Consider the following 21,559-nt stretch of genomic DNA (forward strand, 5'->3'; position numbering starts at 1 on the left):
ACGGCGCGCGACGGCATGCGCGGGCCCCTCCCATGGACTACCGGGATAACCGCCTGCCAGACCGATAGGGGGGTCAGTTTTACGCGCCGATCAGGGGGTCAACTTTGAACGCCGATTGACACCATTGGTCCAGGCGGCACCGATCGCCTGACCGAGGACCAGTTTGTCGGTGTAGCCTCCGGTTGCTGGATCGAGGAATATCCGCTGGATTGCGGCGATCTCGCCAGCTTTGCGCATTGCGACGAGCAGGGCGGGTTCAAACTGGACGAGCCTCCCCTGCCCTCTTGGACAGCGCGGATGATAGCGCAGGTCTTCAAGCGGCGCCCAGATGTTGCGCACTTCGCGGAGGTATCGTGCAGCCAGAGTCCCCTCGATCGGTCGACCCGCCTGCCAGATGGCGAGAAAGGCTGATGGTTGTCGAGCCGGTCGGGCAGCGAGGTTTGCTGGGCCAATCCTTGGCAGGTTGGCAACCTTGCGAAGCGCCCGAAGGACGTCGGTTGGATCACAACCGGCATGGCAGGTCACGAGGATGCCGCGATCGCCTTGCCTGATCGCCAGGGATGGGGTTCGGTCTGCATGGGAGGGGCAACGACACATCGCGGTGGTGCCCGACCACTTGCCACCGAGACGGGCAACTAGTGCGCGGAGATCTGAGGTAGGGGGATTGCTGACGAGGGCCATAACCGCCCAGCTCAGCCCTTCTCCCCTCTCCCGCCGAAAACTAACTCCGTGCGAAGGGCTCGGAAATCATCGGTCAACTTGCGCCAGTCTGCGAGCGTCGCTCGGCATATTTGATGACGAACCCTTCCCAGACTCTGAGCCATTCAGCATCAGTGCGCGCTTGCTTGATACCCGGGAAGCCGGCGCGGAAAGCATTCGCCATCGTATCCACACACCACGGCTGGCCCTTATCGAGACCGATCGCCCGAAACTTCGTCTCTCGATCGCCGTATGTCAGGCTACCGCCCGGAAAATGGAGCAGTGGTTCGACGGCCTTGGTTTCGCGAAGGCGCGCGCGAGGTGTCTTGACGACCGATGATCTCGGTGCGGTTTCCACCGTTGAAGCGCCAATTGCACGCAGGTGCGGCCCGACGAGCTTACGCTCCAGCGGTGCAGGTGACGGTCGCAGGACAACCTTGCGTCCGCTGAAATCGACGTCAGCATTGGGATAAACTGCGGAAACCAACTGCATGGTCTCGCGCACGGTTTGCCGAAAGCGCTTACTATCGGCGTCATTGCCCAAGTGCTTAGCCAGCTGATCCCAGGAGATTATTTGCCCACGATCGCTTCCAATCCGCGGAAGTCGGTACGCAAGATATGTGTAGAGGTCGAGTGCCGTCGGCGTACCCTTGAGCTCTCGGATAGCGACCTCGTTAAGCGGAACGGCATGATCGAGCAGATGGCTGTAGAAAGCCTCTGACATTCGAATCTCGCGAGCAAATGCGCCATTTTTCTCAAGTGATCCGGCGTATTCATTCGAAATCTTCACATCCCGAACGGCGAAAGCGTTGTCGCCGCCCTCGTTGCCTTCCCAACGAATTTGCCATTCGCAGGCCAGAAGCCGGTCTACCTGCTCCCTCATCAGATTGGCAGTGCCGCGTGGCCCATAGGAAACCGTCTGATAGCCAAGACGGCGCATCCACTCGGTGAAATTACGGCCTAAGTAGACGTCACGCGAGCGCTTGGTCACCGCCTGTGACAGCAAATAGATCAACGCGACGCGTGGATAGGCCCCATAGGGTACACCAAGGCTCCGCAGCGTTGGTTTGCCATCGACGGTTTGCAGTATAGGCCTGGGGTTGATTGCCAGCGCATATTTTCCGTCTTCACGAAGTATGGGCTGGGTATCATCTTTCGGACGCTTTGTGGGCAGCGACATTGCGCAAAGCGCTGAATGCAGAAAGGCCGGGACCGGTTCTTCGTCCTGAACACGCAGAAAGGCGTCCATGGTCAATTGAGTGCCGGCAGACTGCGCAAGCGACCTGACTCGCTCTTCACCACCGCCTAGCATTGCTAGGGCGTATTGATGTCCGATCGGACGCAGTGTGTCTCCGCTCATTGAACCGTCCCTTCCCGACTCATTGGAGCCTCGGGTTGGCGGTTAAACAACAGGTTTGGGCTTCGAAAGCAAGGCCATTGGCAGTTTTGACGGAATTCCGGGGTTCAAACCTCCAAATCCGCCGATGATCTCAGAGCGGTTCTGTTCGACTGACCCGAAACCAATCCCAAAAAATTCAAAAACGATTCGCGAATCGGATTTTCTTAGGAGATTCCTTTAGTAGGTATGGGCTCTGAGATCATCGGTCTCAACGGAACCGAGATCATCGCTTAAATGCACTGAATTCATCGGTTTGCACCGAGATCATCGGTGGTTATCCACATGGACTCCTGGATGGTGTTCGGACGTTGCCAGAAAGGACGGTGGCCAGTCTTGGAACCTCCCTTCCGTGCCGTGGCTGTCGCTCAATCCAGCGGCCATCGAAGGGTCCGATTCGCTAACAGGTCGGAAAAGCGCACGGAGATCATCGGTCAGTTTGTAAGGTTGATGGCCGATGTTTGCTCAAAACTGCCAAGAGTGCTAATTCGCCCGCTCAATCTCACAAAGCGGTGAACATGGCCAGCGAAGCAGCGCTCAACGCACAAACCGATGAACTCTTGGAAGACGGTCTGGGGACCTTGCATCGCAAAGCCCTCACCATCCTCAAGCGCATTCGTGATGGTGCCCTTGATCCGGAGACGGGTCAAAAGGTCGGCCCCTCATATTCGATCTCGAAAGCGGCCGCACTTGTCGGAAGAACGGCCTCGGCTATCCGGGAGGCCGAGCGAGATGGGCGGCTGCCGCAACGTGACCGAACTGCTTCTGGCCACCGCGTCCAGTACACATTGGAAGAGCTCGATCAGATGCGTGCCGTCTTCGGCACTCGCCCATGGCGAGCCCCAACGGACACTCCGGCCGTTATCTCCGTGTCCAATTTCAAAGGCGGTGTCGGCAAGTCGACGGTCGCGCTGCATCTCGCTCAGCACTTCGCCATTCACGGTTACAGGGTTCTGTTCATCGACTGCGACAGCCAGGCCAGCTCGACGATGATGTTCGGATATCGGCCCGACGTGGATCTGAGCGAAGACGACACTCTCTATGGGCATTTTCACAACCCCGAACTCCTCGGGGTGCGGTCGATCATTCGCAAGACCCACTTTTTCGGCCTCGACCTGATCCCGGCCAACCTCAAGCTCTACAACCTCGAGTATGAGATTGCGGGCTACCTCGCGCAGAACCAGAACTTCGACATCATCGATCTGATCGCCGAAGCCATCGACACGGTCGTCGATGATTATGATGTCGTCGTTATGGATCCTCCGCCGGCCCTTGGCATGGTCTCAATGGCTGTACTTCAGGCGGCCAATGCGATGGTCATCCCGGTGCCGCCGAGCGTGATCGATTTTGCCTCCACCGTGTCTTTCATCGACATGGCTCGCACCACGATGAAGCAGCTTGAGCAGATCGCCGGCAGGGTGAAGCCAGCTTACAACTTCATCCGCCTGGTCGGGAGCAGGGTGGATGAAAGCAAGTCCATGCACCGGGAAATCCTGTCGATGATGCGGCAGGTGTTTGGAGGCTCAATGGCAACCTCCGTTCTAAAAACCAGCGCGGAAATCGACAACGCCAGTTCACGCATGAAGACTGTTTTTGAACTCGATAGGCCAGTCACATCGCACGAGGTTCACAACCGCTGCATGAAGCATCTGAGCGACGTCTGCAAAGAGATTGAGACTGACGTACTTCGGACTTGGGCGAGCAGGGCAGGGGAGGCGGTTTAGGCGGAGTTGCCACGTGGCAACTCAGGTACAAAACTGCATAGTATCAATGTCATAATGGAATTTATCAGGTGATGGTTATGAGACCTGAGGCGTGAGATTGAAGTGGTTTTCCGGTGATGTTGCCACGTGGCAACTCGCCAAATCTGGCGGTCTCACAGCGCCTCAGGGAAGGGAGTTGCCACGTGGCAACTACGCCGCCAGCGAGTAAAGAAGAGAGGTTCGGGATACGATATGGCCAAGGGAAATCGGGGCTTCGGAAGCAGCCTGACGGAAGGGCTTGATGACGATATCGAGGTGGGCGCTCCGGCACCCTCTGAAAGCATCATGGCTAGCCGCAGTCAGAGCTTGGCGCGGATCGCTGCAGGCAAAGTCGTGACTGACCGGACGGAGTGGGTAGACCCAGCCCGCTGCCGGCCTTGGCGGCTTCATAACCGCGATCTCGACCATCTTTCCGAAGATAGCTGCCGTGATCTTATCGACGCATTCCTCTCAGCCAAGAAGCAACGCATCCCGGCAATCGTCCGCCGCCTCAAGGACGACCCGGATTACGACTTCGAGATCATTGCGGGCGTTCGGCGTTGGTGGACGGTCAATTGGCTACGAACCCACCACCATCCCGAATTCGAATACCTCGTAACGATCCAGCACGTCTCCGACGAAGAGGCGTTTCGAGTTTCCGACATCGAGAATCGGTCTCGGAAGGATATCTCGGACTGGGAGCGCGCGAAGGAATACTCCCGTGCGCTCGACGAGTTTTACAACTCGAACCAGAGTGAGATGGCCGAGCATCTAAAGATCTCGAAGTCCTGGCTCAGCCGCTTGTTGGATGTGGCGCGGCTACCGTCCGAGATCGTAGCGGCATTCCCGGACACCCACGGCATTACCGTGCGTGTAGCGAGAGACATCAAGCCGCTGACTTCTGACAGGCGAGCGCTGGATCTCATGATCGCCGAAAGTCGGGCGATCGTATCTGAGCGCGATGATCTTGGAACTGCGCTTCCCGCTCCAGAGATTGCGAAGCGCCTCATTCGCGCAACTGTCGCTCCGGTAAAGTCGTCTAACTCCGATGCCGAAGTGAAGGGGGCGAATGGCAAGGTGATCTTGCGCTATGCGCATTCGGCGAGGGGAGGGCACACATTCAAGGTTCCTGCTCGGAGCGGTGCGTCAACGGCTGAGGTCCTAAAGGCGATCGAATCCGTCTTGCAGAAAGGCTAATGCAAATACTCATCCTGACCGCTTGGGGGGGGCGCACGCGATAAATCGCCTGCGTGAATCAGTCCGACTCCACTGATTCAAATTTCCCGTTGGATCACATGAATCCCGCTGCGGCATTCATGCGCGCATGGATAGCCTGACCCACGGCAGCTTTATTTGGCTCGAGGCCATCTGTGCCGAGCGCAACGTCGCCCGGCGCTATACCGTCGCCCTGAGCCGTGACCTGTTCGGGGCCTCCATCGTCGAATTCGCCTGGGGGCGGATCGGGACCAAAGGGCAGGGGAGGGCGGTCTCGTTCGCCTGCGCGGATGAAGCGGCGCGCTTTGCCCGCCAGCTGCTGCGCCGCCGGGCATCTGCGCCCAAACGGATCGGTGTGCCCTACCGCGAAGTCGCGTTGGCGCCGTAGCGCACCTCAGGAGCCTCTGGGAGCCGATTTGGGGATCAGGGCATGGTCTCCGGGGCGCAAAGCGGCCAAATCAGCTTTCTCGAGCACCGTAGCAGCCTGTGAGGCGGTGCGGCGGGTCACCCCGAGCGCGCGGGCCAGTTCGGCGCGGGTGAGGGGGCCCAGGCCTGCGATCAGGTGCCACACCGCCGGCGCCTGCGACGAGGCGTAGAGCCCGGCGAGGCGTTCGTTGCCGAGCGCGAGCGCAGCGCGCACCGCGGCGAGGTCGGTGGCGACGTCGGCTGCGGCTGAAGCGATCGCGCGGCTCAGCGTAGCGGGGAGGGGGCTCTCGGGCTCGGCGCGGAACAGGGCGCGAGGCGCGAGCCCGGCCAGCGCGAGCGGGGCGGCACCAAGGCTGAACAGATGCGGGCGCATCGCGGCGGCGAGGGATGCCGCCCAGGCGCTGCCGCGCGGCGCGAAGCGCTGGAACACCTTGCCTTCGATCACCACTTCCTCGCTGCCGAGCTCGAGGAAGTCGTTCTCGTCATCGCGCAGCTGCTCGAGCCATTCTTCCAGTGTTGCCATGGGGTCGTGCGCCGGCAGCAGCGCGTCGAGCCGTTCGAGCGCCCTGTTGTCAGCCGACAGAAAAGACTGCAATTCTAAAAAGGACGTTTAATCAATAGGATAGGATGACTCAAATACGCATAACTCTGTCGCAGCACGTTTCCACGCCGCATGGCCGGACAGATTATGCTACATTTGACGATACAGGGGAATCTACAGCGGAGCCAATCGTATGATTGAGCGAATGCCGTCTCCTGCACCCAAGCGCAGCCTCAAGTCCCTCGAGGCGGGATTGGCACTGTTCCCGCATTTCCGAAGGCATATTTCGGTGTCCGGGCCGGTGACGGCGGCGCAGATTGCCGCTATTTGCGAAGCCACCGGTTTGAAGGAGCGCCAGATCCGAACATTGGCCGCGCGGTATCGGGCGCATCCGGTTGCCGAATCGCTTGCACCTAAGCCCCGAGGACCGCCTCCCGGCTCACATCGGATCGACCCGGTGGTGAGAAGCGCCATTGATGCGCTGACCAACAAGATCGCGCTTAAGATGGTGCCGCCGAACCGCGCTGAAGCGGCTAGGCAAATATGGGGCTTGCTCCATGCAGATAACGGAGAGCACCGGTTTTCCGCCGATTTGATCCCGAGCGAGAAGACAATCGAGCGGCTGCTGGCCGAGATTCCGAGCAGTGTGTGGGCCAAGGCCAGCATGGGCTCCAAGACCCGCAGCGCGCATGAAGCGCACCCTGGGGAATACCGCAGCGATGGTTTCCTCGATCTTGTCCAGATGGACCATACCAGGGGGGACGTTATCCTGGTCGACAGCCTGCGGCGGGAAGAGCTCGGACGGCCGTGGATCACGTTCCTGATTGAAATCTGGACCCGTGCGATACTCGGCTATTATGTCAGCTTCGGCGATCCTTCGATTTTCCGGTGCGGCAGGGCGGTCGCGAGCGCGCTGCTGCCCAAGGAACCGGTGCTTGAACACCTGGGTGTGGATGTCAGCTACCCGATGTTCGGCCTGTTCCGGCGCCTGCATGCCGATCAGGCCAAGCCGCATCGCTCGGAGTCGTTTCGGCGGGCCTGCGTGCGCAATGGCATCGACCCGGATGTCCGCAAACCCGGCCCGGCCCATCTGGGTGGCCATATCGAGCGGCTGATCGGCACAATGGTCGGAAAACTGAGACTTTTGCCGGGTGCTACGGGATCGAACGTGTCTGCGCGCGATGACTACGACGCCGAGGCTGAAGCGGCGATGACCCTTGCGGAATTCGAGCGCTGGCTGCTGTGCCAGATCGCGGTTTATCATCACACGCCGCATTCCGCGCTCGGCGGGTTGTGCCCGGCGCAGATGTGGGAACGCGAGGCAGCGCGCCATGGTCCCTTGCTCCCGGTCTCGTGTAATGCGGACGAGCTTTTTCGCCAATTTCTGCCGTCGAAGTCGCTGACGGTCCATTCCCGGGGCATCCAGATCAAGCATCGCCATTACTGGCACCCGGCGCTCGGCAAGCGGATAGGCCAGAAGATCGAGGTCAGCTGGGACGAACGGACGATCCAGCATGTCTATGCCGAGCTCGAGGGCTCTTTCGTGCAAATGGCGGTTATCGGCCAGTATCCCGATGTCTGGGAGGCGGACTGGGAAGCCGCCAGGGCCAAGGTGAGGGCCCTGGGCCGCGGCTACCAGGCCGATGGCGGCCGTGCGGCGACGGCCCGCGCCATCGCAGCGGCAAACCAGGAAATCCATCAGGCGCGGGTTCGCACCAAGGAGGCGCGACGGCGGGCAAAGCGGCGCGAAGGGGAGGGGCTTACGCTCGCGGACCTGCGGACGCCTGAAAAGCTTTTAAAACAGCCGGTTCAGTGGAAATCGGTGGGGGAACTGGGCGAGGATACCTGGCTGAAGGTGCGCCCGTGAGCGCGGTCACCACCGCGCAGCCCTCGGGGCACCTATCCACATTCTGGATCGACTTCGACGAAGCCCGCAACGCCGTCGAGACCATCGTCGAGGTTGCGCATGACGATCCGGAAGAACGACCGACCTGCATCGTCCTCACCGGCCAGTCCGGCATGGGCAAGACCTCGATCCTGCGCGAGGCGCAGCGGCGTCTGACCGAGGCCTTGCCCGAGCCCGCCGATTGGGGCGAGGCCCGGTACCAACCCGTGCTGCGCACGGTCATTCCCTCAAGCCCGACCTCGCTCAAGATCAACTTGGCGCTGCTCTGGAAGCAGGGCTGGCCGATCCGGACAAACACGCACAAAACCGCCGATTTCAAGGTGGTCGATCTGTTGGCCGCGCAGGGGACGAGGCTGGTCGCGATCGACAATGTCCATGTGATCCTGACCGCCAGCGGGGTCGCGCGGCGCGATACGCTCGATGCCTTCCGCTTTCTGATGAGCGCTGGCAACGTGCCGCTGGTCGTGGCCGGGCTTGATGTCGCCCGCCAGATCTTCGCCGACGATGTCGAACTCGCCTTTCGTTCGATCATGCTCAGATTGCCGCTGTGGGAGCCGGGAGAGCCGTCGCAGCGCCTGATCCGGGCGCTGGCGATGGGCATGGACATGGCCGAGCCCGAACATCTCGCCGAGCCCGCGTTCGCCGAGCGGATCTGGCGCGAAAGCGGCGGGGTAACCGGCAATTTCAAACGGATCCTGCACTGGTCGGCAAAGGTCGCCAAGCGGCACGATCGCGTGCTGGTAGCGCACGACGATATCAGCGAGGCCTTGCAGCTCTTTACCCCCTATAGCCCGGATTGAGCGCCGGGATGGGCGCCGCTCAGGGCAGAGCCGAGATCGAGCCGCTGGCCTTCCGGGTCAGGCCCCTGGCGGGGGAATGCTTTGAATCCTGGCTGCATCGTCTGGCCGCGCGGCATGAAACCACGCGCAAGGCGCTGTTCAGCCATCTCGGCATCGAGACAGCCCTCGCTACCTGTGACCTGGCCTCATTAGCCGATGGCACCGCAGAGCGGCGCAGGGTCATAGTCGAGCGGTTGGCCTGGGCCACGGCGCTGCCGGAGGAGGCCATTCTGCGGACTTTCGTGGGGTGTCCCCGCGGCGACCTGCTGCCCCCGGCGCTGCGCTCGATCGGGTGCGCGCAATGCTGGCTCGACTGGCTGGAAAGCGGCGCGCAGTGGCGGATTGAGCGGAGCTGGATCCTGCGCGTTACCCTGCGCTGCGAGCGCCATGATCTGCTGCTAATCGATCTTCGGGGCATCATGGCGCTGGGGCGCTCGATGGCGGCGCAGCGGCTGCTGGAGGAGACGGTGGAGCGGACACGCGAGCAGATGGCGCGGTTTACTTTGGTCAGCACTCGCCTCGCCTGGAATCTCGTTATTTCCCGTGCCCATCTGCGTGGCAGTGAACCCAGCTCTTACGCGTTTTCAAAGCGATACATCGCGGCATTGATCGGCAACCGGTTCCATATTGCGCCTTCGCGCCACCTGTTGCTGGCGGCGCTGCACAGCAGCAATGTGGAAGAAGCCGAACGGATGGACCGCACGTTCCGCTTCGATGCGCAGCCGGCGCGTGGTCCGGTAAGGCGAGCCGCTCGCGGCGCGGTGCCCGGCCTGGCCGATCTCGCGGCCGCGATCGCAGCGGTGGGGAAGCGCGAGCTTGACCGCAAACGCCGCGTGCTGGAGGTCGCCGGACAGAAGCTCGAGCAGGCCTGGCTGGGCTACCCTGCGGTGCATGCGGCGCAAGTGGTGCGCCGACAGCGCGAGGTCCTGGCGAGCGAGGTACGCCGCCGCTACGCAGCCGAGCTTGCCAGTGCCGCGAAATCTCCGCTCAGCTGCTTGCGCGGGTTCCAGGATGCCCTGTTCTTCCTGAAGCAGTGCGGATTGGCCGACGATTTCGTCCCCGCAGCGACCGGGCGCCCCGATCCGTGGGAGGATTGCCTTGGAAATCCGGGACTGCTCCACAAGCGGTTGACCCGGCGCTTTGCCCATCCCGCGTTTCGCATTGTGCTCGACCTGCCAGGTCATTCTTTCGACGCCGACCCATTCGAGCGGGCGAGCAGCCGGTCGATGGCGGCCATGGCGTCGTCGAATTCGGCGAGGCTTTCAGCCGAGAGCACGGGAGACAGGTCCACTCCTGGATCTGTCTCGCGTCCCGTGCCGCCCGCCAGGCTCGCACGGATCAGGACCTGACCGCGATGCCGCTCGATCTCGGCAAGGCCCGCAGTTTTCAGCGATTTGACCAGTTCGCGCGCGCCGTTCTTGGACAGGTGGAGGGCACGCTCGATCTGGCCCGGGCGCAAGGGTCCGAACCCTGCGAGCAGGGTGTAGAGCAGGGGCGCGCGCGAATTCGAGCGCAGGTCTGCAAGGGTGGAGGTCATGTGGTGATGGCGCGTCCGGGCCTGTTCAACCAGCCTTGCGAGCCGCTCCGCGCTAGATTCGAGCGCCTCGGCGACCAGAATGCCGCGTTCGCGCGGCCATAGCCAGGGTGCCAGCGCCTCGGCGCGCAGCGCGCCGGGGCAGGGGAGGGGGACTGTGCCGGGCGCGGACCCCGACAGGGCTGCACCGGCCACGAGATCGATCGCCCAGAGCGGCGTTCTGGCGCGCGGCTGCGCGAGGGCCATCGGCCCACCTGGAAGGTCGAGCAGCCACTGGTCGGGCTCGCTCGGGGCGAATTCGGTCGATGCCGCAGCAGCAGCGTGGAGGTGGTCGATGGCCACGAGCGGCCAGGTGCTGTCGCTGTGCGGGACCGCGTCACTGGCCAGCTGGCCAGCGAGCGCAATCGCCTCGCGCGGCGAGAGCGGGTCGGCGGGGCCGGCGCACCCGCGATCCGGGCCGGCCGCCGCGCGCAGGCGCTGCGCAGCCCGCGCGATCGGCTCCCAGCGGGCGAGCGACAGCTCGGTGAGGATCGCATGCGTGATTCCCCAGGGATCCGCGAAGACGTGCGGGCCTTCGGCCGGAGGCGCGGCAAGGCCGCAAAGCCAGAGGTCGATCTCTGCTGCGGCGCCGGCGTGGCCCGCTTGGGATAGGGCATCACGCAGCTGTGCATGAATGACGCTGGCGGCGAGCAGATCGGCGACGCCGGGCTCGAGATGTGCTACCAGACCCTGCAATCGGCCCCAGGCAAGCGCGGCGCGCGAGCGGGCCAGCATGAGCGCTTCGGGCGATGCGTCTTCGTCCGCCTGGAGCGGATGGAATCCGGCAAAATGGGCTTCGAAATTCGCCATCGACACAGGCCTAGCAAACTGGAGTTAACTGTACCATAGCTGTTAGGGCTTTGAAGTGCACTAATGATAATGGGAGATTACATATAGTGACATGGCCGTTTCGCCATGGTATTCGGCCCCGATGAAGCGCAAATTGGTCTTGGCATCGCCAACCAGCCTTTCCGATAGGACGCCAGTGCCCGAAGGCGAGGTCGTCACGGTGCTTGGCCCCAGCGAAGCGCGTCTGCCCAAGCGCCGGGCGAGGCCGGGCTTGACGACGGTCGAACGGTTCGTCGCCGTCCTCTCCAGCTTGGTCGATGGCGATACCGCCGTGGCCAAGGTCAATTTCACCAAGGCGCTCGAGGCGCGCAGCCCGGCGACACTGCGCGCGATGACCTGCGATCTTGAAGGCTATACCCTGTTCGCGAGCGAACAGGCCGGAGCTGGTCTCCCCGCTTCGGCCGAGCGCATTGCCGAGTGGATCGACCATCTTGAGGCCAGTAACCAGAAGCCCGCGACTATCGCCCGCAAGCTGGCGACGCTGGCGACGGTGCATGGACTGCTTGGAATCCCCAGCGCCGTATCGAGTTCGCTGGTCCGCGACGCGATGAAGGGTCTGCGCCGCCGCCAGGGCAAGGCCCAGCGGCAGGCCGCCGGATTGCGGCTCGGGGAAGCGATCGGCAACGCTCCGGTCAAGGGATTCACGCTGGCGGCGCTGATGGAAGCCTGCGGAACCGACCTTCCGGGCCTGCGCGATGCGGCGCTGCTGTCGCTCGGCTACGATGCGGGATTGCGCGTGTCGGAAATTCTGGAGGCGAGGGTCGAGGCGCTCGAAGTCCAGGACGATGGCAGCGGCCTGCTCGACATCGATCGCTCGAAGACCGATCAGGAAGGGCAGGGGGCCTCTGTCTGGGTGTCTCCTGAAACCGTCCGGCGGATCGCTCTCTGGCGCGAGGCTGCCGCGATCCGCACCGGACCGTTGTACCGCCGCGTCGGGGTGATCCGCACCAAGGGCCACCCCGGCCGCCGGGCGCTCGCCATCGCCGATCTCGCCTACAACGCCGGCGTTGACCGTGAGCGCATGGCGGCCATTCCCGCGCGGCAAGCCAGCGTCACCTACGTCGTCGGCGACACCGCGCTGACCGTGGCGGCGGTGCGGTCGATCATCCGCAAGCGGGCGCTGGCGGCGGCGGACATGGGGCTGGTCGATCTGATGGGCGAGGATCTCGAGATTGCGCTGGGCGGCCTGAGCACGCATTCGCTGCGCGTGGGGCTGACCCAGGACCTGTTCGCCAGCGGCGAGGATGCCGGCCCGATTGCCCAGGCCTTGCGCTGGTCCTCGGTCGGGACCGCGCTGCGCTATGGCCGCCGGCTTGCGCCCGCCTCCAATGCGGCCGCGCGGCTGCTGGCGGGTCGCAGGGTTTGACGGCAGGTAGCCTGGGGTCTGCCTCGCAGGCAGTATAGGGAAAGGGTGGGATCGAATGTCGAAGAGCAATGCCGGTCACGATCTTGGCGGGCTCATCCGGTTTGCCGAGCGCGCGCCGTGGGACGAACGGCTTGACGCCATCCTGGCGCTGCATCTCGATCCGGTTTGCGCGGCAACAGGCCTGGAACCCGAGGCGATTTTCGACGCGGTGGGCCACCATTGGGAAGGGCCTCTGTGGGGCTGCGCTTTCGAGGACCTGATGGGCCGCGATGATTGGGAGGACGGCTGCAACCTCGTCGACACCTATCTCAAGCGGCGGGGCTGGAGCGAAAAGGCTCCGGACAAGGCCTATATGCGGGCGCTGCGCGGCGCAGCGATGTCTCTCTACGAGGTCAGCGAGGTCGTGCCGGGCCAGTCGATGCGGCTCACCGATCTGCTGCGGGAAGGCGAACCGGTCACGGTCATCGAGCGCAGCGCGACCCGGACGCTCGTCAATTGGGACAGAATTGCAACGCGAGTTGTCCAGGTGAACGGGCGATGGGGGATTTCTGGCGCCCTGCTGCCGTTCGGGCCGGACGCCAGCACCGAGCTGATCGCCAGCTTTGCCCGCCTGGAAGCCGAAGCTGGCGCGCCGGATCAGGGCGCCTTGCTCGGCTCCAGCGCGCCGCTGTTCACCGGCGTCTGGTTGCTTGATGCGCTGGGCATGCAGGCAGCGACTGGCTTGCCCGAATTGGTCAACGCCGATGGCGAGGACGTGGTGTTTCATCGGATCGTCTTCCCGCTGGCCAAGGGTGCGAACCGGCAGACCGTGACCCGCATGCTCGATGCCGCCGCATGGCTGGAGCCGGCCAGCGACAGCTTCTGGAACTGGCTGGCGCCGAAGGCCGCCGCGCGCAAGCCGGGCAGGGGCAAACAGGCCATTGCCACCACCATGGACGACGGCACGCCGGTCTTCGCCAATGTCGAACTGAAGGGGCGGCAACTGGTGGTTGAGGTCAACAGCGCCGAGCGCGCCGAGGTGGCGAGGGCAACGATGGCTGAATGGCTGGGCGAGCGGATCGGCCCGCCGCTGACCGAAATCCGAACACTGGCGCAAATGCTTGCTGACGATGCGGGGAATGGTGGACGGGACGAAGGGCCGGACCTGCCGCCCGAGGAAATTGAGCGTGTGGTTCACGAGATGCTGGCCCGCGAATATGCCAAGGCGCTCGATCATCCGGTTCCGATGCTGCGTGACCGGACACCGCGCGCGCTGGCCCGCACCAAGGCCGGGAGGTCCAAAGTGGCGGAGTGGCTCAAATATCTAGAGAACGGTTCGGCCAAGTCGCGCGAGACGGGCGATCCCATGGCGACCTTCGATTTTACCTGGATGTGGCAGGAGCTCGGCATGGCCGATTTGCGAAAATAGCGGCGGATTGAACCGATGGTGAGCCATATCTGGCAGCAGCGCTGCAGGGATTTCTGTCTTTCAGCAGAGTCTCGCACGTGCAGCAGACTGCAGCCTATTCTGTCCGTTCACACCAGCCCATCGGCGAGAGATGGGCAAGCAGCGCATCATCGAAGGTGCCGCCGGATGATTGGAGATGCTGGGCGGCCCTGTCCATATAGACGGTGTTCCAGTAAGAAATCGCCGCGATCAGCAGATTGAGGCCCGATGCCCGATATTCCTGATTCTCGATCGAGCGATCGGTGAACCGCCCCTGTCGGTTGGTGTAGATCGCGGCGGCAAGGGTATGACGTGCTTCGCCTTTATTGAGGCCGGCCTGGCAGGCGCGACGCAAGTCGGGCTGTTCAAGCCAGTCGAGCGCAAATAGCGTCCGCTCGATGCGGCCGAGTTCGGCCAGCGCAAAATCCAGCCTGTTCTGGCGCTTGTAGGCGGCCAGCTTGCGCAGGATCGCGGAGGGCGCAACGGCTCCTTCCTTAATGGAGGCGACGATCCTGACGATGTCATCCCAATCGGCTTCGATCGCCGCCGTCTTGATCGTGCGGCCCATGAGGCTTTCGATGCCTTTGTAGGTCGAAGGCGCGGCGATCGAGCCGAGTTTCCGGTCGGCGATGTCGCGCAGACGGGGCACGAACCGGAAGCCGAGAAGATGGCAAAGGGCAAAGACATGGTCCGTCGCGCCGCCGGTATCAGTGTAATGCTCATGCAGCGGTAGCGCGCCGGCGCCGAGCATCAGGCCATCCAGCACGTAGGGGGCCTCGCCGGCGGTGGCCGACATGATCCGCGATCCGAACGAGGCAAAATGATCGGACAGGTGGGAGTAGATCTTCAGGCCCGGCTCGCTGCCATATTTCGCATTGATGTCGGCCGCCGCCGATCGGTTGCGGCCCGAGCGGAAGAACTGCCCATCGGAGGATGAACTAGTGCCGGCTCCCCAATGGCGCGTGAAAGGAAGATCATGGTGCGCGGCAACGATCATCCCCAACGCGGCCTGATAGTTTTCGGGCGACAAATACCAGTTGTGGGTCCAGGCAAGCTGGGCGTAGCTCACCCCGTCGCTGGCGTTGGCCATGCGCTCTAGACCCAGATTCGATCCATCAGCGAGAATGGCGGCGAGGATCGCGTGCGGGTTGTCATGCTCCTTGCCGGACCGAAGATCGCGAAATGCGCTCAGGAACCCGGTGCGCTCGGCCACCTCGACCAGGAGTTCGGTGATCCGCACGCGCGGAAGCAAGGCGTCGAGCCTGCGATCGAGAGCCTCCGCCTCGGGTGGAGTGATCGCCGGCATGGGTTGCAGCTTGAGCCGGTCGCGTTCGAGCGCCACGCCCGCGAGCCTGTTCGCCTTGAGTTGCTTGGCGAAACGGCGCAGCCGCCAGTCGAGCGTCCTTGCCCGCTCCTCCAGATAGGCGGCCGCATCGGTCTGGAATGGCAGGCTGTCGGCCACCTTATCGGCATCGCGTCGACTCAGCAAATAGGTGTCGAAGCGGCGATAATTGCGGGTTCCTTCGACCCATATGTCGCCGGCGCGCAACCGATCGCGCAGCGTGGCCATGATGGCCGTCTCGTATCGCCGGCGATCGACCTGGCCACCTTCGGTGATGAGGCGCTTCCACTGCCGGTTGGCGAATGGGAGCGGAACGCCCTCGGGCAGGCTGCGGGCCTTGCGGGCATTGGTATCGCGGATGACCTCGATGGCCTTGACCAGTTGCGATCCGCTCCCCGATGCCTTGAACGTGAATGTATCGAGGAAAGCCGGGCTGAACCGCCGCAGCGTCGCATAGCGACCAGTCGCCGCGACAAGCGCATCTTCGCCCGCCAGCTCGGCCAGCGCATCGACCTGCGATTTGGCTGCGACCAGTCTGTGCCAGCCTACCGCTTCGTCGATCAGTTCGAGCGGATTACCGCCATGTTCGACCGCCTCTCCCAGCGCGGCGATCGTCGCGCCGAACAGCCGCATAAGTTCGCCGACCGAGCGGATGCTGTCCTGATAGCGCCTTTCCCGCCCGCGCCGCGCCCGTGTGAACAGGCTTCCGACAAGCCTGTCGAACATCTGGATCGCACCATCGGCGAGCCTGGCATCGAGGTCGATGACCGCCGCGATCAGCGTCGCGCGGCGCCTGTTAAGGCTATAATCGGAGAGCAGGAACGCCGGCGCAACGCCACCTTCGCGCATGAACTGCGCGAACCGGAAGTCGGGGATTTTCGCGCCGATCGCCGGGTCGATGCCGATTCCGCGCACATAGCGTAGCCGTTCCAGCAGCCCGTTGATGTTCGCCGTGGTGGGCGCTTCCTCGAAATTGCGCAGCCAGGCCAGCGGCGTCATGCCGAAGTCGCTGTTGTTGACGATCAGATCATCGATCCGCGCCAGTTCGGCATGACCCAGGCTTTCGACAATGAGCGCCGCCGCGGCTTTGCGGGCGCGTGCCCTGCCGGCGAGGCCCGCACGTTCGAGCGTGTCTGCCGATGGAAGAATGAAGCGTTCCTGCTTCAGCCCCTCCATCAATGCGCGGACAATAGGTTCGCCCCGATCGGTCCGCTCCGCAGCTCTTGCGGCGAGATCGAGCGCGAGCGGTATATCCCCTCGCCGAAAAGGGTGTAGCCCCAGATGCCGTGCCGCAATGTCGGCATGATCGTTACGTGTTTGCGCGCGCTGGCCATAGTCGGCGAACGCATCAACATCGACGAAGAGCTGGGCGGCGAGATAGTGAAGGACCGCATCGGGGACGTCGACGTCGGGCTGCAAACCGAAGCCGGGATGCCGCATAAGCGCGATCTGCGTTGCCAGACCGAGGCGGTTGGCAGGGCGATAGCGGCGACCGACCAGTTCGAGATCCTCGGCGGCAAGGGTATAGTGGCCGACGATCGCGGTTTCGTCATGGGGGATATCGAACAGGCGACGCCTTTCTTCTCCGGTCAATAATCGCCGCCGCGCCATCCTGCCTCCATCCCGAGTCGAGAGCGACAGGCTAGCGTCAATCTGGAGTATAGCCTAACCGGACGTCAGGATGCAGCGGCGGTTTCTGTCAGGATAGGGTTATGGCAAGCATTTATTGACGCATGTTCCGCCGTGTCATAGAATTCAACCTGACATTTTGACCGGAGGCGGCGATGAAAGGCCAGAGGATCGGTTACGTCCGGGTGAGCACATTCGATCAGAATGTCGATCGCCAGTTGGACGGGCAGTCGCTCGACCGGATTTTCACCGACAAGGCATCGGGCAAGGACATCAACCGCCCCGAACTCGATGCCATGCTCGCCTTCGCCCGCGAGGGTGACACCGTCGTGGTCCACAGCATGGATCGATTGGCGCGTAATCTCGACGATCTGCGCAAACTGGTTCAGTCCCTCACCAAAAGAGGCGTCCGGATCGAGTTCGTGAAGGAAAGCCTGGCCTTCTCGGGCGAGGATTCCCCGATGGCCAACCTGATGCTCTCGGTCATGGGTGCGTTCGCCGAATTCGAGCGCGCCCTGATCCGGGAGCGGCAGCGCGAAGGCATTGCGGTCGCCAGACAACGCGGTGCTTATCGCGGGCGGAAACGTTCCCTCTCCGACGAAATGGTCGCCGAGCTGCACCGCCGTGTTGATGACGGCGAGCGCAAGGCCGTCATCGCCCGTGACCTGGGGATCAGTCGCGAAACCCTCTACCAGTATCTCCGCGCTGCCACCTGAGCCGGTTTCACCCAGCCTCGCTCACCCTTAGGCTTGTCTGATTGATACGACCAATGTCACGTCTCTTGAATTGCTTGAATCATATCAATGAGGATTGGAGGTCTCCTTCGTCAAACGAATGGCAAGAGCGCGACCGATTGCCGCTGCGGCGACTGGCTGGACGGCGCTTGGCGGAAATGGTGCAACCGAACTAGCATTGATCTCGCAAAGCGCATAGGAGCCATCGCTGATGGCTTCACCAGGGCGAAATAGGAAGTCGGCGTCCCAAAGAAGCGGAAGATCGTGGTCGACGATCGACAGCAACCTTTGCATCTCTGGAATCCAGCGATCCTCCATCGCTTTCCGTAAGGCTGCGAAGCGCGTCACCTCCGGTCCGAACATGGCGCGGCCCATCGGCTGTGGGGTTGACGACGTTGTATCAATGGCCGTTGGCGTCATCAGCGCAGTGATCAGGTTGTGCCCAAAGCCAACCACTCGGTGCCCGCACACGTAGCAGCGGACCATGCCCTCGGACGACTGCGGCTGATAAGCCTGATCGATCAGCACGCCGCCGTCGTTTAGAAACGGCACCCACCTTTCCAAGCACTCGGCTAGGCTGATGCGCTCCGATTTGCTTCCTTGGCGGGCCTCTTGAACTTTCACCGACGTTTTCAAAGCCGGAGCGTTTCCCGCTTCGTCTAGTTGGACACGCCATACATTCCTGCCGCCGTTGCCGTAGTTCGGCTTCAGCACGCGCGGGCCTGCGGCAAGATGTTCGGGGAAACGAGCGCGAAGGCCTTCAGCGTCCACGTATCGATCGACATCGCTGCCCCATTCCATGGATCGCGTTGTGTAGAGCACTTCCTTGACGCCGATTTTGGCGATCACGTCAGGATGCGCGCTGACGACAACGCCGCACCCCGCGACTTCGCGCAGCATTGGATCGAGCTGCGAGCGGTCGCCTGAAATGTCCAACGGATTCACCCAGACCAGCACTGCGTCGCACGACAGCAGCTCGTCCCGAATCTCGCGAACCGCCTCGTCCCTGTACAGTACAGGCCTTGCGGTCGCCCCGAGCGCCCGCAAGGCCTGCATTATCGGCCACTGCCGGGCTTCATGAAAGCGATGCGTCCACTCGGCTGCTTGCCCACGCCAAAGAAGAGCGATGTTCGGGCCGGATGTCATTGTTGCATCTCCCCATCGGACCTGTCCCCTTTGTGGTCGCGAACTCAGGTGTCGCGCAGCAGTGGGTGTTAAGCCACGGCGGTCGGGTTCAGCCGCCGCCGCGCAAAGCCGCGGCATAGCGCCGGTCGACCACTTCCCAGTCGATGTTGCGGAAGAAGGCGTCGACATATTTGGCGGCGGCGGTGCCGTAATCCATGTGGAAACTGTGCTCGTACATATCGAGCGCGAGCAGCGGCACGCCGGCAATCGCACCGTGCATATGATCCCACGCCCAATGGTTGTGCAGCGAGCGCGTGTGGAGATTGTAGACGAGCACGCACCAGCCCGATCCGCCGGCAAGGCTCATCCCGGTACGGCGGAAGTCGGCTTCCCAGCGGTCGAACGAGCCGAACGCCGCGCCCAGCGCGTCGCGGATGGAACCGGCTGCCTGGCCGTTGCCGCCGAGCCCGTCGAAATAGACCTCATGGAGCACGACCGAGCCGGTGCGGTGCAGCTCCTCGCGCTTCAATCCGCCATAGACCACCGGCGGCAGGTCCGTGTCAGCGAGCGCGGCGGCAAGTCGTGTCTCGATCATATTCAGGGCCTTGACCGAGCCCGCATAATTGTTCTCGTGGTGCGATGTGATCAGCCTTTCGGAGAGGCCGTGAAGCCTGGCGGGATTGAACCTGAGCGGCTTGACCTGATGATTTCCGGCAAAGGCGGGGACAGCCGCCGGCGCTGCGGCCGGCGTCTGCGCAGAGGCTTCGTTGATAGTCATGGCGGCGGCTCCGATGCCAAGAGTTGCGATTGCACTGCGTCGGGAAAGATGGTCGATCGTCACGCGTCACTCCTTCAGATGATCATTACATATGCGGCCCCGAGGACCGAGCAGACGCCGAGCACCGGCAGCATGCCGGCCTTGAACCGGAACATGGCGAGTATCGCACCCACCGCGAGCGCCAGCGCCGGCCAGTTGACGGACGTTAGGACTGGGAGATCGATGGTGCCGGCTGCGAACGGCACTTCGCGGACTTGCTCGAACAGAGTGTGGATACCAAACCAGACCGCCAGATTGAGGATCACGCCGACCACTGCGGCGGTGATCGCCGAAAGCGCGGCCGACAATGCGCGGTTGCCGCGCAGCCGCTCGATGAATGGCGCGCCGGCGAAGATCCACAGGAAGCATGGCAGGAAGGTAACCCAGGTGGTGAGGATTGCGCCGAAGGTCGCGGCGACGAGCGGCGGCAGCCCGGTCGCTTCGCGGAAGGCCGCGAGGAAGCCGACGAACTGCGTCACCATGATCAGCGGCCCGGGCGTGGTCTCGGCCATGCCGAGCCCGTCGAGCATCTCGCCGGGCTGGAGCCAGCCATAGGTCTCGACTGCCTCCTGCGCGACATAGGCGAGCACCGCATAGGCGCCGCCGAAGGTCACCACCGCCATCTGGCTGAAGAAGGTGGCGATGCGGCTGAACACGTCGTCGGGGCCGAACGCGAACAGCAGCGCTGCGACCGGCCCGAGCCAGAGCAGCAGCAGGACGCCGGAGATGCGCAGCGACCAAGAGAGGTTCGGCCGGGCATGGTCGGGAAGGCCCTCGCCAAGAGCGGTGTCGCGGTCGTGGATTATCTCAGCGCCGGCGGGACCATGTCCGCCGCCGCCCTTGAATGCGGCGTAACCAGCGCGGCCACCGAAGAAGCCGATCAGCGCGGCGGCAAGCACGATCAGCGGGAAGGGCACGTCGAGCACGAAGATCGCGACGAACGCCAGCGCGGCAAAACCGCGCATGACGTTGTTCTTCAAGGCACGCGAACCCACCCGGACCACCGCCTGTAGCACCACCGCCAGCACGGCGGCCTTCAATCCGAAGAACAATCCCTCGACCAGCGCCACTTCGCCGAGCAGCACATAGACATAGCTGAGCCCTAAAATCGCGAGGAAGCCGGGCAGCACGAATAGCGCGCCCGCGACCAGGCCGCCCTTGGTCTTATGGAGCAACCAGCCAATATAGACAGCTAGCTGTTGCGCTTCAGGGCCGGGCAGCAGCATGCAATAGTTGAGCGCGTGGAGGAACCGCTCCTCGCCGATCCAGCGCTTCTCCTCGACCAGGATGCGATGCATCACCGCTATCTGGCCCGCCGGTCCGCCGAAGCTGAGCAGCGCGACCCTGATCCAGACGCGCACCGCCTCGCCAAAGCTGATGCCGTGCTCGTGCAGCGTCTCGACTGCGATTTCAGCGCGTGCGCTGGCCTCCATCTTTAGTCCTCTTTTCGCCGGGTGAAGTGAGCATAGAATCCGTCGAGCGCGGTCGATCCGCGCGCGATCCGCTCCTCGTCGTCGTCGGTGCCGGCACAGATGCCGGCGATAAGCGCGCTCACTCCCGGAGTTTCCGGGCGCTCGAACCGAGCATCGGCAATATCAAGGTCGTGAACAATTTCGCCGAGCGCCCGCAGCGCGGGGTCGGTCTCGAGACCGGTGAGGAACACCAAGGTCTCGAAGGAGCAGCGGTCGCCTTCGTGGGTGAACTCAGCGTCCGCCATGTCGAACCTCAGTTCGTCAGGCTCCGGCACATATCCTTTGCCCTCGACGAACTTGAAGCTCGCCTCGGGGTCGATGAAGCGGCGAATGAGCCAGGCTGCGCGGCGACAACTACGATGGCCGGTTGAGCGGCGACTATGATGGCCGGTAGGATCGGTTGTCTGGTCTGATCGTAGGGAGGGGCGCAGCCCCGACCGGAGAGCGGACCAGACAACCGGT

16 protein-coding genes and 1 pseudogene are annotated in these 21,559 nt (G+C 63.2%); 9 read left to right on the forward strand and 8 right to left on the reverse strand.

Annotation, left to right across the window (positions count from 1 at the left end):
* Positions 1-90 precede the first annotated feature (90 nt).
* Together POM99_RS22585 and POM99_RS20955 are read right to left on the reverse strand one after the other, a co-directional pair.
* Positions 91-681, reverse strand: coding sequence for a DUF7146 domain-containing protein (locus POM99_RS22585; protein ID WP_438823044.1), 591 nt, complete (start codon positions 679-681; stop codon positions 91-93).
* Positions 682-754: 73 nt separating this feature from the next.
* Positions 755-2,059, reverse strand: a complete 1,305-nt coding sequence (locus POM99_RS20955) for a replication protein RepA (RefSeq protein WP_277280636.1) — start codon at positions 2,057-2,059, stop codon at positions 755-757.
* A gap of 554 nt (positions 2,060-2,613) precedes the next feature.
* On the opposite strand from POM99_RS20955, the gene POM99_RS20960 reads away from it, so the two are divergent.
* The 3 genes from POM99_RS20960 (at position 2,614) to POM99_RS20970 (ending at position 5,440) form a co-directional block, all read left to right on the forward strand.
* Positions 2,614-3,819 carry an AAA family ATPase gene (locus POM99_RS20960; RefSeq protein WP_277280637.1) on the forward strand — a complete coding sequence of 402 codons (1,206 nt, stop codon included), beginning with the start codon at positions 2,614-2,616 and terminating at the stop codon, positions 3,817-3,819.
* 231 nt (positions 3,820-4,050) lie between these two features.
* Positions 4,051-5,034, forward strand: a complete 984-nt coding sequence (locus tag POM99_RS20965) for a ParB/RepB/Spo0J family partition protein (protein WP_277280638.1) — start codon at positions 4,051-4,053, stop codon at positions 5,032-5,034.
* A gap of 127 nt (positions 5,035-5,161) precedes the next feature.
* Positions 5,162-5,440: a WGR domain-containing protein gene (locus POM99_RS20970; RefSeq protein WP_277280639.1), complete on the forward strand. Its 279-nt coding sequence runs from the start codon at positions 5,162-5,164 to the stop codon at positions 5,438-5,440.
* Between the two features lie 6 nt (positions 5,441-5,446).
* On the opposite strand, the gene POM99_RS20975 is transcribed toward POM99_RS20970, so the two are convergent.
* Positions 5,447-6,073, reverse strand: a complete 627-nt coding sequence (locus POM99_RS20975; protein WP_277280640.1) for a MarR family transcriptional regulator — start codon at positions 6,071-6,073, stop codon at positions 5,447-5,449.
* A 139-nt stretch (positions 6,074-6,212) separates the two neighbouring features.
* Here POM99_RS20975 and POM99_RS20980 point away from each other — a divergent pair, with 139 nt between their 5' ends.
* The 5 genes from POM99_RS20980 to POM99_RS21005 all read left to right on the forward strand — a co-directional run bounded on the left by POM99_RS20980 (position 6,213) and on the right by POM99_RS21005 (position 13,960).
* Positions 6,213-7,886, forward strand: coding sequence for a TnsB C-terminal domain-containing protein (locus POM99_RS20980; protein WP_054590508.1), 1,674 nt, complete (start codon positions 6,213-6,215; stop codon positions 7,884-7,886).
* Positions 7,883-8,725 (forward strand): TniB family NTP-binding protein, encoded by an 843-nt coding sequence (locus tag POM99_RS20985; protein ID WP_054590509.1) that lies wholly within the window; start codon positions 7,883-7,885, stop codon positions 8,723-8,725. Before POM99_RS20980 ends, POM99_RS20985 begins: the two co-directional genes overlap by 4 nt.
* Positions 8,722-10,113, forward strand: coding sequence for a TniQ family protein (locus POM99_RS22520; RefSeq protein WP_369011649.1), 1,392 nt, complete (start codon positions 8,722-8,724; stop codon positions 10,111-10,113). Before POM99_RS20985 ends, POM99_RS22520 begins: the two co-directional genes overlap by 4 nt.
* Positions 10,114-11,268: 1,155 nt before the next feature.
* Positions 11,269-12,552 (forward strand): site-specific integrase, encoded by a 1,284-nt coding sequence (locus tag POM99_RS21000; RefSeq protein WP_084758701.1) that lies wholly within the window; start codon positions 11,269-11,271, stop codon positions 12,550-12,552.
* A 55-nt stretch (positions 12,553-12,607) separates the two neighbouring features.
* Positions 12,608-13,960 (forward strand): DUF7986 domain-containing protein, encoded by a 1,353-nt coding sequence (locus tag POM99_RS21005; RefSeq protein WP_054590512.1) that lies wholly within the window; start codon positions 12,608-12,610, stop codon positions 13,958-13,960.
* 112 nt (positions 13,961-14,072) lie between these two features.
* Here the strand turns inward: POM99_RS21005 and POM99_RS21010 are convergent.
* Positions 14,073-16,931 (reverse strand): annotated as a pseudogene (locus POM99_RS21010) (Tn3 family transposase); the annotation flags it as partial.
* Positions 16,932-17,104: 173 nt separating this feature from the next.
* On the opposite strand from POM99_RS21010, the gene POM99_RS21015 reads away from it, so the two are divergent.
* A complete protein-coding gene (locus POM99_RS21015) occupies positions 17,105-17,665 on the forward strand; it encodes a recombinase family protein (RefSeq protein ID WP_017184234.1) in 561 nt (186 codons plus the stop codon).
* Between the two features lie 84 nt (positions 17,666-17,749).
* Here POM99_RS21015 and POM99_RS21020 read toward each other — a convergent pair whose 3' ends face one another.
* The 4 genes from POM99_RS21020 to POM99_RS21035 all read right to left on the reverse strand — a co-directional run.
* Entirely contained in the window at positions 17,750-18,829 is a 1,080-nt protein-coding gene (locus POM99_RS21020; protein ID WP_157838154.1) for a Cj0069 family protein, read from the reverse strand.
* An 88-nt stretch (positions 18,830-18,917) separates the two neighbouring features.
* Positions 18,918-19,649: a superoxide dismutase gene (locus POM99_RS21025; protein ID WP_008603800.1), complete on the reverse strand. Its 732-nt coding sequence runs from the start codon at positions 19,647-19,649 to the stop codon at positions 18,918-18,920.
* A gap of 11 nt (positions 19,650-19,660) precedes the next feature.
* Positions 19,661-21,058, reverse strand: a complete 1,398-nt coding sequence (gene chrA, locus POM99_RS21030) for a chromate efflux transporter (protein ID WP_008603799.1) — start codon at positions 21,056-21,058, stop codon at positions 19,661-19,663.
* A gap of 2 nt (positions 21,059-21,060) precedes the next feature.
* A partial coding sequence (locus POM99_RS21035) for a chromate resistance protein ChrB domain-containing protein (protein WP_277280642.1) occupies positions 21,061-21,559 on the reverse strand: 499 nt, incomplete at its 5' end.

The sequence above is a fragment of the Novosphingobium cyanobacteriorum genome, from assembly GCF_029436685.1.
GTDB lineage: Bacteria > Pseudomonadota > Alphaproteobacteria > Sphingomonadales > Sphingomonadaceae > Novosphingobium > Novosphingobium cyanobacteriorum.

What these genes read in the sequence shown, in the direction of transcription:
- POM99_RS22585 (WP_438823044.1), bottom strand. Translation starts at nt 681, where the DNA reads ATGGCCCTCGTCAGCAATCCCCCTACCTCAGATCTCCGCGCACTAGTT.
- POM99_RS20955 (WP_277280636.1), bottom strand. Translation starts at nt 2,059, where the DNA reads ATGAGCGGAGACACACTGCGTCCGATCGGACATCAATACGCCCTAGCA.
- POM99_RS20960 (WP_277280637.1), top strand. Translation starts at nt 2,614, where the DNA reads ATGGCCAGCGAAGCAGCGCTCAACGCACAAACCGATGAACTCTTGGAA.
- POM99_RS20965 (WP_277280638.1), top strand. Translation starts at nt 4,051, where the DNA reads ATGGCCAAGGGAAATCGGGGCTTCGGAAGCAGCCTGACGGAAGGGCTT.
- POM99_RS20970 (WP_277280639.1), top strand. Translation starts at nt 5,162, where the DNA reads ATGGATAGCCTGACCCACGGCAGCTTTATTTGGCTCGAGGCCATCTGT.
- POM99_RS20980 (WP_054590508.1), top strand. Translation starts at nt 6,213, where the DNA reads ATGATTGAGCGAATGCCGTCTCCTGCACCCAAGCGCAGCCTCAAGTCC.
- POM99_RS21000 (WP_084758701.1), top strand. Translation starts at nt 11,269, where the DNA reads ATGAAGCGCAAATTGGTCTTGGCATCGCCAACCAGCCTTTCCGATAGG.
- POM99_RS21005 (WP_054590512.1), top strand. Translation starts at nt 12,608, where the DNA reads ATGTCGAAGAGCAATGCCGGTCACGATCTTGGCGGGCTCATCCGGTTT.
- POM99_RS21015 (WP_017184234.1), top strand. Translation starts at nt 17,105, where the DNA reads ATGAAAGGCCAGAGGATCGGTTACGTCCGGGTGAGCACATTCGATCAG.
- POM99_RS21020 (WP_157838154.1), bottom strand. Translation starts at nt 18,829, where the DNA reads ATGACATCCGGCCCGAACATCGCTCTTCTTTGGCGTGGGCAAGCAGCC.
- chrA (WP_008603799.1), bottom strand. Translation starts at nt 21,058, where the DNA reads ATGGAGGCCAGCGCACGCGCTGAAATCGCAGTCGAGACGCTGCACGAG.